6 protein-coding genes are annotated in these 10240 nt (G+C 70.4%); 1 reads left to right on the plus strand and 5 read right to left on the minus strand.

Annotated features, from left to right (window positions below):
• Window positions 1-15: 15 nt before the first annotated feature.
• Window positions 16-1053 (minus strand): LacI family DNA-binding transcriptional regulator, encoded by a 1038-nt coding sequence (locus ACXJKF_RS17985; RefSeq protein WP_456789088.1) that lies wholly within the window; start codon window positions 1051-1053, stop codon window positions 16-18.
• 119 nt (window positions 1054-1172) lie between these two features.
• Here ACXJKF_RS17985 and ACXJKF_RS17990 point away from each other — a divergent pair, with 119 nt between their 5' ends.
• Window positions 1173-3281 carry a beta-galactosidase gene (locus tag ACXJKF_RS17990; RefSeq protein WP_456789089.1) on the plus strand — a complete coding sequence of 703 codons (2109 nt, stop codon included), beginning with the start codon at window positions 1173-1175 and terminating at the stop codon, window positions 3279-3281.
• On the opposite strand, the gene ACXJKF_RS17995 is transcribed toward ACXJKF_RS17990, so the two are convergent.
• The 4 genes from ACXJKF_RS17995 to ACXJKF_RS18010 form a co-directional block, all read right to left on the minus strand.
• Window positions 3224-5233, minus strand: coding sequence for a beta-galactosidase (locus ACXJKF_RS17995; protein ID WP_456789090.1), 2010 nt, complete (start codon window positions 5231-5233; stop codon window positions 3224-3226). The genes ACXJKF_RS17990 and ACXJKF_RS17995 overlap by 58 nt on opposite strands.
• Before the next feature lie 232 nt (window positions 5234-5465).
• A complete protein-coding gene (locus ACXJKF_RS18000; RefSeq protein WP_456789091.1) occupies window positions 5466-8483 on the minus strand; it encodes a glycoside hydrolase family 2 TIM barrel-domain containing protein in 3018 nt (1005 codons plus the stop codon).
• Window positions 8480-9292: a carbohydrate ABC transporter permease gene (locus ACXJKF_RS18005; protein ID WP_456789092.1), complete on the minus strand. Its 813-nt coding sequence runs from the start codon at window positions 9290-9292 to the stop codon at window positions 8480-8482. Before ACXJKF_RS18005 ends, ACXJKF_RS18000 begins: the two co-directional genes overlap by 4 nt.
• The coding region (locus ACXJKF_RS18010) for a carbohydrate ABC transporter permease (RefSeq protein ID WP_456789093.1) at window positions 9285-10240 on the minus strand (956 nt) is incomplete at its 5' end. The genes ACXJKF_RS18005 and ACXJKF_RS18010, both read right to left, overlap by 8 nt.

A 10240-nucleotide genomic window follows, 5' to 3' on the forward strand; every position in this document is an offset into this window, starting at 1 on the left:
GCGTCCCTCGGCTCGTCAGGACTGCGTCGGGGCAGCCGGTCCGGTGCTGGCACGCACGACGAGCGAGGTCGGCAGCGTGACGGCAGCTGGCTCGCCGCCCTCCACCACCTCGATCAGGAGCCGCACCATCTCGACGGCTATCCGTTCGAGCGGCTGCCGCATGGTGGTGAGCGGCGGGTCGAGCGTGGCTGCGAGCCCCGAGTCGTCGAAGCCTCCGACCGCGACGTCCTGCGGGACGCGTCKGCCGGCCTCACGGAGCACCTGCAGGGCCCCCGCCGCCATCAGGTCAGAGCCCACGAAGACCGCGTCCAGGTCGGGTCGGCGTTCGAGGAGGGTCCGCATCCCCGACGCACCGCCGTCGCGCGAGTAGTCGCTGTGCGCCACGAGCGACTCGTCGTAGAGCGACCCGAGCTCGTCGCGGTAGCCCTCGAGCCGGAGCCTGCCTCCGGGGGTGTCCAGGGGCCCGGTGATCGTCGCGATCCTGGTGCGGCCGATGTCGAGCAGGTGCCGCGTCATCCGCCGGCCGCCGCCGAGGTCGTCGGCGGAGACGTAGCCGAGGCTGCCCTCGAAGCCGAGCGGGATGCCGCAGGCGATCATCGGGATGCCCTGCCGCACCAGCGCGTCGAGCAGGGGGTTGCCGCTGTGCGACGAGATCGCGAGGACGCCGTCGACGTGCCCGGCACCGACGTAGGACGAGACCTGCTTCTGCTCCTCGGGGGTGCCCGCGACCATGAGCAGGAGCGGCATGCGGCGTGCGGCCAGCGCCTGGGCGGCCCCGCGCAGGAGGATCGAGAAGTTCGGGTCCTCGAAGAGCAGGTGCTGGGGTTCGGTGAGCAGGAACGCCACCGAGTTCGACCGTCCGGTGACCAGGCTGCGTGCGTGCGGGTTCGCGGCGTAGCCGGTGGTCCGGATCGCCTTCTCGACGGCCGCGAGCGAGTCCGGGGACACCCAGTGCCCACCGTTGATCACGCGCGAGACAGTGCCCCGGGACACGCCGGCCGCAGCCGCGACGTCACGGATCGTCGGGCGCTTGCGCGGCGCGGTGGGTCCCATCGCACGTGACTCTAGGGGAACGGGGTCACACATCACGCCTCGACCGCGGTCGGGATAGCGTCACGCAGGCGGCGATCGCGCTGCTCGCACAGATGCAAGGCACGGGAGGTCTGACACACGTGGACGAGATCCTGTACGGCGCCGCCTACTACGACGAGTACATGCCGACCGACCGCGTCGACACCGACGTCGCGATGCTGCAGGCGGCGAACCTCACCGTGGTCCGCATCGCCGAGTCGACCTGGAGCACGCTGGAGCCACAGCCCGGCGTCTTCGACTTCACGCACGTCGACCGGGCGCTCGACGCGATGGAGGCCGCCGGCATCCACGTCATCGTCGGGACGCCCACCTACGCGGTGCCCACGTGGCTCGTGAGGTCGCACCCGGACGTGCTCGCCGAGACGAGCACCGGCCAGAAGCGCTACGGCGCACGCCAGATCATGAACATCACCCACCCGGAGTACCGGCTGCACAGCGAGCGGGTCATCCGCGCGCTCCTGGAGCACACCGCGCACCGCCCTGCCGTCATCGGCTTCCAGCTCGACAACGAGACGAAGTACTACGACGTCGTCTCCAGCGACGTGCAGCGCATGTTCGTCGAGCACCTCCGCGCGACGTTCGGCGACGACCTCGACGCGATGAACCGTGCGTACGGCCTGGACTACTGGTCCAACCGCGTCGACGCCTGGGACGACTTCCCGGACGTCCGGGGCACGATCAACGGGTCCCTCGCCGCCGCGTTCGACACGTTCCGCCGTTCGCTGGTCGAGGAGTTCCTCGCCTGGCAGGCCGCCATCGTCCGCGAGTACGCGCGGGACGACCAGTTCCTCACGCACAACTTCGACTTCGACTGGGGGCCGGGCTGGTCCTACGGGCTGCAGCCGTCGGTCGACCACTTCCGGGCTGCGGCCTGCGTGGACGTCGCCGGCGTCGACATCTACCACCCGACGCAGTCCGCGCTCACCGGCAAGGAGATCGCGTTCGGCGGGGACATGACCCGCTCGATCAAGGGCGGCGCGAACTACCTCGTGCTGGAGACCCAGGCCCAGGGGCAGCCGGCCTGGCTGCCCTACCCCGGCCAGCTGCGCCTGCAGGCCTACAGCCACCTCGCGAGCGGCGCCGACGCCGTCATGTACTGGCACTGGCACTCCATCCACAACTCCTTCGAGACGTACTGGCGCGGACTGCTCAGCCACGACCTCCAGGCGAACCCCACCTACGACGAGGCCGCCGTCGTCGGTGCGGAGCTCCGGCGGGTAGGACGGTCGCTCGTGCACCTGCGCAAGGCCAACCGGGTCGCGGTCATGGTCAGCAACGAGGCCCTGACGGCGCTGACGTGGTTCAGCATCGAGACCGGGTTCCCCTCCTTCGTGCGACCCTCGATCGGCTACAACGACGTGCTCCGCTGGGTGTACGACGCCCTGTTCGAGCTGAACGTCGAGTGCGACTTCGTCTCGGCCGACACCGAGGACCTCGGCCGGTACGCGATGGTCGTGGTCCCGGCGCTGTACTCGGCGCCCGAGTCGACCCTGCAGCGGCTGCGCGCGTTCGTCGACGACGGTGGCCACCTGGTCTCGACGTTCAAGTCGTTCGTCGCCGACGAGCACGTGAAGGTCTGGCACGACCGGCAGCCGCACGCGCTCACGGGCGTCCTCGGGCTCACCTACAACCAGTTCACCGTCCCGGTCGACGTGCGCCTCACCCTGCACGGCGACCTGGCGTCCGCTCCCGGCGCCGCCGCGCTGAGCCCCGACGACCGCTCCGCCGTGCACTTCATGGAGCTCCTGCAGGCCGACGGCGCGGAGGTGCTCGCGTCGTACGACCACCCCGCCTGGGGCGGTCAGGCGGCGGTGACCCGGCACCGCTCGGGCGCCGGGACGGCGATCCACCTCGGCACCATGACCGGTCCCGCCCTGGTCCGCGAGGTGCTCGCCCTGGCGGTGCGCGACGCGGGCCTGTGGCAGTGGCCGCAGGAGCTCGCCGGCACCGTCGCCGTCCGCCGAGGCGTCAGCCCCGCGGGAGCGCAGCTGACCTACCTCCTGAACTACTCCGACCGCCCGGTGCAGGTCACGAGCCCGGTCACGGCGAGGTCCGTCCTCGACGACGCCACGGTCGAGGACGGCACCGAGCTCTCGGTCGGCGCCTGGGACCTCACGATCCTCGAGGAGGCTCAGTCCTCCCGGACCACGACGACGCCCCGTGCAGGGACGACCGCCCCCGCCTCGTGACGTCGGTCGGCCACGAGGTCGTGCCCGGAGACGTGCAGCGGCACGTCCGCGCCGGTGTGGTTCAGCGCGAACAGCCAGCTCCCGGTGGCGCTCGTCCGACGGACGACCTCCAGGCCACCCGGCGACGGGACGAGGGACGACACCCCGGCAGCCGCGACCACGCGCCCGAGCAGGTCGCCGAGGGACGGGTCGTCGAGGCGGGTCGACAGGTACCACGCGGCACCGCCCGACCGCGTGCTCCGGCGGGTGACCGCAGGACCGCCGGAGGACGGACCGTCGACGTAGGTCGCCAGGACCTCGGCGTCGGGCGCCGTCATCCGCTCGGTCCAGACCTCCCCGGTGCCCCCGTCGCTCAGCGTCGTGGTCCCCTCGGCCCCCAGGGGCGCGAACTCCTCCACGCGCACGCCCAGCAGGTCCCGGAACGCCCCCGGGTACCCACCCAGGAGGACCCGGTCGGAGGTGTCGACGATGCCCGAGAAGTACGAGACGAGCACCTGCCCGCCGCGAGCCACGACGCCGGTCAGCCGGTCCGCAAGGTCAGGTGGGGCGAGATAGAGCGTGGGCACCAGCACGACGTCGTACCCGTCGAGCGGCGAGCCGGCCGGCAGGACGTCCACCGCGACGCCCGCGTCGAGCAGCGCGCGGTGCATGCGCTGGGCGAGGTCGAGGTACCGCAGGTCGACGGTGGGGTGGGCATCGAGCTCAGCGGCCCACCACGCCTGCGTGTCCCACAGGAGCGCCACCCGAGCCTGCTCGACCTCGCTCCCCCGCACCCCGGCGAGGCGACCCAGGGTCGCGCCGAGCTCGACGACGTCCCGGAACAGCCGGGAGTCCCGTCCGGCGTGCGGCACCATCCCGGAGTGGTACTTCTCCGCACCGGCGCGCGACTGCCGCCACTGGAAGAAGAGCACCCCGTCCGAGCCGCGGGCGACGTGCTGCAGCGCGTTGCGCAGCATCTGCCCCGGCTCCTTGGCGATGTTGCGCGGCTGCCAGTTGACCGCGCTCGTGGAGTGCTCCATGAGCATMCACGGGTGCCCCCCGGCCAGCCCGCGGACCCGGTCCGCGCTGAACGCCAGCTCCGCCCAGCCCCGGGGGTCCTCGGCCCACAGGTAGTGGTCGTTGGACACGATGTCGACCAGCGGCGTGGTCTGCGTGTAGTCGATCTGGTGGAAGTCGCCCATGACCATGTAGTTGGTGGTCACGGGCAGGTGCGGCGTGACCTCGCGCAGCACGGCCGCCTCGGCCTCGAGGTGCGCGACGAACGCGTCCGACGAGAACCGCTCGAAGTCGAGCCGCTGCCCCGGGTTCGAGATGGTGGTCGTGCGGCGCGGCGGCAGGATCTGGTCGAAGTCGGCGTAGCGCTGGCCCCAGAACGCCGTGCCCCAGGCCAGGTTCAGCGCGTCGATGTCGGCGTACTCCTTGCCCAGCCAGTCCCGGAACGCGGCTGCGGACACGTCGCAGTAGCAGCGCCCGTTGTGGCAGGCCAGCTCGTTGGAGACGTGCCACATCTTCACCGCGGGGTGCTGGCCGTACCGCTCGGCGATCACGCGGGCGATGCGGGTGGCGTGGTGCCGGATGACCGGCGAGGAGACGCACCAGGACTCGCGGCTGCCGTGCGTGAGCCGCAGGCCGTCCGCGTCGACGGGCAGCATCTCGGGGTGGGCGAGGTGGAGCCACACGGGCGGCGCCGCGCTGGGGGTGGCCAGGTCGACCCCGATCCCGTTCTCGTGCAGGAGGTCGATGATCCGGTCGAGCCACCCGAACTCGAACACGCCCTCCGACGGCTCCAGCTGGCCCCAGGAGAAGATCCCGACGCTCACCAGCGTCACGCCCGCCTCACGCATGAGCGCGACGTCCTCGGCCCAGACCTCCTCCGGCCACTGCTCCGGGTTGTAGTCCGCGCCGAAGGCGATGCCGTCGGTGGGCCAGGGGCCGGTCCAGCGCGCGCTCACCGGGTCACCGCCACGAGCACGGTGGCGGCGCCGCCCGCAGTGGACCGAGCCGGGGTGTGCTGCGCCGCGACGACGTCGAGGTCGGTAGGAACGGTTACCACGGTGGCCTCCCAGGACCGGCTGTGAACGACGTGCACGCGCGCGCGCCGTCGGTGAAGGGTCGAGCTGTGGACGGTGCTCTCCCGGGCCCGCGCTCCGTCGAGGACGGGCCCGAGAGTCGCACCCGGTCGTGCTAGAGGAGCCCCCGGAAGGCGAACCGGAACGTCAGCTCGGTCTGGGTGGGCAGCCGGTACTCGGCATGGGTCTGTGCCCCCCAGGAGTCGTCGCCGCCGACCCCGCGGCGCTGGAGCGCCGGCCGCAGGATCGTCTGGTAGATCGGCGGCAGCTCGGTGTGGTGCGCGGCGTTCTCGATCTCGAACGGCGTCCACGGCAGGGCCGACAGCTCCATGKGCTCGTCCGACTCCAACCGCAGGCCCGCCCCCTGGTCGTCCGTCACGGTCGCCCAGCGCACGCCGGTCCGGCTGCCCGCCTCCTGCKGGCGCAGGTAGGGCGTGAGCGAGGTACGGACGTCGGCCTCCCACACGCCCAGCCGGGCGCCTGCCCGACGGTCGACGTAGGACTCCTCGGGGCCGTCCCCGTACCAGCGCAGGTGACGGAACGCGCGGTCGGTCGCCAGGAGGAGACCGAGCTCGGGCATGTCCGACAGCCCTGCACCGGGTCGCACCGTGAGGGTCACCTCGACGCGACCGTCACCGTCCACGAGGTAGGAGAGCTCGCACTCCCCCGCGGGCGAGGTGGGCAGCTCGTACCGGAAGCGGACGAGGACCCCCGCGTCCGTCTGCTCGACAGAGGGGTGGTCGGCGCCCCGGACGGCCGTCGCGTACCGGCTGGCGACCAGCCACGCGCCGTCCAGCGCAGGACCGCCCCAACCGCGCTCGTTGGAGGTGGGTGCGTGCCAGAACGACGGCTGGGGCACCGAGCGCAGCAGCTCACGGCCACCGTCCCCGGTCAGCCCGTAGCGGTAGGACTGCAGCCCTCCGTGCAGCCGCGAGAACAGGGCGGTGAAGTGCCGGCCCCGGACGCCCACGTTGTGGATGCCGTAGACGACCTCCGGCGCTGCGGCCCGGCGGACCGGCGCGGCAGCTCGCACGGTGGCCGGGACGACCACCACCGTCTGCTCGTGCGCGACCTCGTGCCCGGCCGGCGCCCAGCGGGTGGTGCGACGCAGCCGGAACGACACGTCGACGGTGTACTCGCCCGGCCCGGACGGCACCGTGACCGGGAGCGCGTAGACCTGCGAGTCCCCCGGTGCGACGTCGGTCTCGAGCACCTGCTCCTGGAGCACCCGGCCCTCCCGGGCGAGCGTCACGACGCACTCGTGCGCCGACGACGAGGTGGCGAGGTGACGGTTCTCGACCGTGACCTTGTCGCTGCCCACCGAGAGCCGGTAGCCCTGGTAGAGGTACTGCACCTCCTGGGCGAGCGGCTTGAGGGACCGGTCGGCGAAGACGATGCCGTTGCCGCTGAAGTCCGAGTCGTGCGGCGCGTCACCGAAGTCGCCGCCGTACCCGAAGTACTCGCGGCCGGCGGGGTCGGTACGCCGCAGCGCCTGGTCCGCGAAGTCCCAGATGAAGCCCCCCTGGAACAGCGGCTCACGGTAGGCGAGGTCGACGTACTTGTGGACCGCCCCGAACGAGTTGCCCATCGAGTGCGCGTATTCGCACAAGACGTAGGGCTTGTCGCGGTGCGTCGCGAGGAACTCCTCGATCTCGGCCGCCGGCGCGTACATCCGCGAGACGACGTCGGTGGTCTGCGGGTACCGCGGGTCCCAGTGGACACCTTCGTAGTGCACTGGCCGGGAGTCGGCGCCCCGGAAGTACTCCGCGACCTCGAGGATGCCCCGCCCGCCGAACGACTCGTTGCCGCACGACCACATGACGACGCTCGGGTGGTTCTTGTCCCGCTCCAGCATGCTCGTGGCGCGGTCGAGCAGGGTGGGCAGCCACTCCGGACGGTCCCCGGGCAACGCCGTCTCGACCTCGGCCCCGGCGAACCTGATCAGGTCCCACATCCCGTGCGACTCGAGGTTCATCTCGTCGATGACGTACAGGCCGTACTCGTCGCACAGCTCGTAGAAGAAGGAGTTGTTCGGGTAGTGGCTGGTCCGCACGGCGTTGATGTTCAGCCGCTTCATGAGCTGGATGTCGGCCTCGGTCTGCTCGCGGGTCATCACGCGACCCTGCAGGCCGAACTCGTGCCGGTTGACCCCGTTGAAGACCACGCGGGAGCCGTTGACCTTCAACAGGCCGTCCTCGATGCCGAACCGTCGCACCCCCACCTGCACAGGGATGTGCTCGGTCAGGCGGCCCGTCCGGTCGTACACGTCGAGCGTGAGGTCGTACCGGTGCGGGTCTTCCGCGCTCCACAGCCGCGGGTTCTCGATGCGGACCACGAGCTCGTCGTCGCCGGTGAGCTGCCCGACGCCGGCGATCCGGGCGTCCACGTGGCCGTCGCCTGCCAGGAGCACGCGCACGCGCACCGTCGCCTCGGAGAGGTCGTCGGCGACGTCGGTCACCACCCGGACGTCGTCGACGTGCACGGTCGGCCGGCGGTACAGGACGACGTCCCGGAACAGGCCCGAGAACCGGAAGAAGTCCTGGTCCTCGACCCACGACCCGGCGCTCCACCGGACCACCTGCGCCACGATGAGGTTCTCGCCGTCCACCACCCCGTCGGTGAGGTCGAACTCCGACGGGGTGAAGGAGTCCGTCCCGTAGCCCACGTAGGCGCCGTTCAGCCAGACCGCGACGGCGCTCTCCGCACCGTGGAAGTTGACGCTCAGCCGCTCGCCGGGCTCGAGGGGGTGCTCGAGGGTGAACGTCCGGCGGTACGTCGCCACGGGGTTGTACCGCTGGGGAACCTGCCCCGGCTCGAGYTGCTCGTACCCGTCCCACGGGTACTGCACGTTGCTGTACTGCGGGCGGTCGTAGCCGAGCAGCTGGAGGTGGGCCGGTACCGGCACGTCGTCCCAGCCGGAGTCGTCGACGTCCACCCGCTCGAAGCCGGGGACGACGAGGGCGGGGCTCTTCGCGTAGTGCAGCTTCCACAGCCCGTTGAGCGACTGCTCGAAGGAGCTCGTCCCGGTCGCCGCCTCCTGCGGGGACGCGAACCACCGGTGGTCGGAGTGCGCGTCGAGCCGGTTCTCGTGGACGAGGGTGGGGTCGGCGATCCGGTCGAGATCGAAGGTCACTTGATGGCCCCCGTGACGCCCTCGGCGAAGCTGCGCTGCAGCAGGAGGAAGACGACCATCGTCGGCACCGACACGATGAAGACGGCGAGCATGAGGCTCCCGTAGTCAGTGACGTACCCGGCGCGCATGTTCGAGAGCAGCATGGGCAAGGTCTGGTACGCGTTGTCGACGAGGATCACCTTCGGCCACAGGAAGTTGTTCCACGAGAACAGGAAGGTGATGACGCCCGCGGCAGCAAGGGTGGGCTTCATCGTCGGCAGGTAGATGCGCGCGAAGATGCTCACCTCGCCCAGCCCGTCGAGGCGCGCGGCCTCGATGATCTCGTGGGGGAACGACCGCGAGGCCTGCCGGAACAGCAGGATCAGGAACGGCGTCGCGATCAGGGGCACGATGACGGCGAACGTCGAGTTCACGAGTCCGAGCTGAGCGAAGAGCCGGAACAACGGGATCATCGTCGCCGCGAACGGGATCATGATCGCCAGCAGCAGGATGGCCATGACGGCGTCCTTCGCCCGCGAGTGGTAGATCTCGAACGCGTATCCGGCGATCGAGCACAGGATGAGCGCGAGCGCCGTCGTCGCGATGGCGTTGACCGACGAGTGGTACAGCGCCGTGAACAGAGGCTGCGAGTCGACGAGCGTCTGGAAGTTCTCCAGGAGGTGGCTGCCCGGCAGCAGCTTCGACGCCACGACCTCGTTGCTCGTGTTCGTCGCCGACACGGCCATGAAGTAGAGCGGGAAGACCGACAGGACGACGGCGAGGGACAGGAACAGATATGCCGGGATCCGGCGGAGCTGTGTCTTAGTCACGCTTGTCGCCCACCTTCAGCTGGATGGCGGCCAGGATGGCCACGATGATGAGGATCGCGTAGGAGATCGCGGCCGCGTACCCGAAGTTCGGGCTGTTGCGGAACGACACGTTGTACAGGTAGTGCGACACCGTCATCGTCGTGTTCCCCGGGCCACCGTTGGTCAGGTTGTACGACTCGTCGAACATCTGCAGCGTCCCGTTGGTCGACAGGATCGCGCAGAGCAGGATGATCGGCTTGAGCTGCGGCATCGTCACGTACCAGAAGGTCTTGAACCCGTTCGCACCGTCGACGCGAGCAGCCTCGAGCGTCGAACGGTCGATGTTCTGCAGCGCGGCCAGGAAGAAGATCATGTTGTAGCCGGTCCAGCGCCACAGCAGGCCGAGGATGATGACCATCCGCGCGGTGCCGGTCTGACCGAGCCAGTTGACGGGACTGTCGAGCAACCCGAACTGCGTGAGCAGGTCGTTGGCGAGGCCGTCCGTCGCGAAGATCTGCCGGAACACCAGCGCGTACGACACCAGGCCCACCGCGCACGGCAGGAAGATCGCCGTCCGCCAGAATCCCTTCCACCGCAGCCACGGCGCGTTGAGCAGGTTCGCCAGCACCATGGCGAGCACGAGCATGATCGGCACCTGGATGATCAGGTAGATGAACGTCGTGCTCAGCGTCAGCCGGAACGTCTCGTCCTCGAACAGCCGCTGGTAGTTCAACCACAGCGGCTCGGCCCAGGTCAGCCGGGTCCCGCGTCCCGTCTGCAGCGACAGGAACAGCGCCTGGATCATCGGCCAGAAGTTGACCAGCACGATGAGGGCTGCGGCGGGGATGATGAACGCCCACCCCGTCAGGCTGCGGCGGCGCGCTATCGCCGACAGGGGTACCCGCTTCGAACGGCCTGGGGACTCCTTCGTCCCTGGGGGGGGTGCGCTTGGTGCGCGGTCCTCGGTTG

It is taken from the genome of Cellulomonas sp. P5_C5 (genome assembly GCF_054049655.1).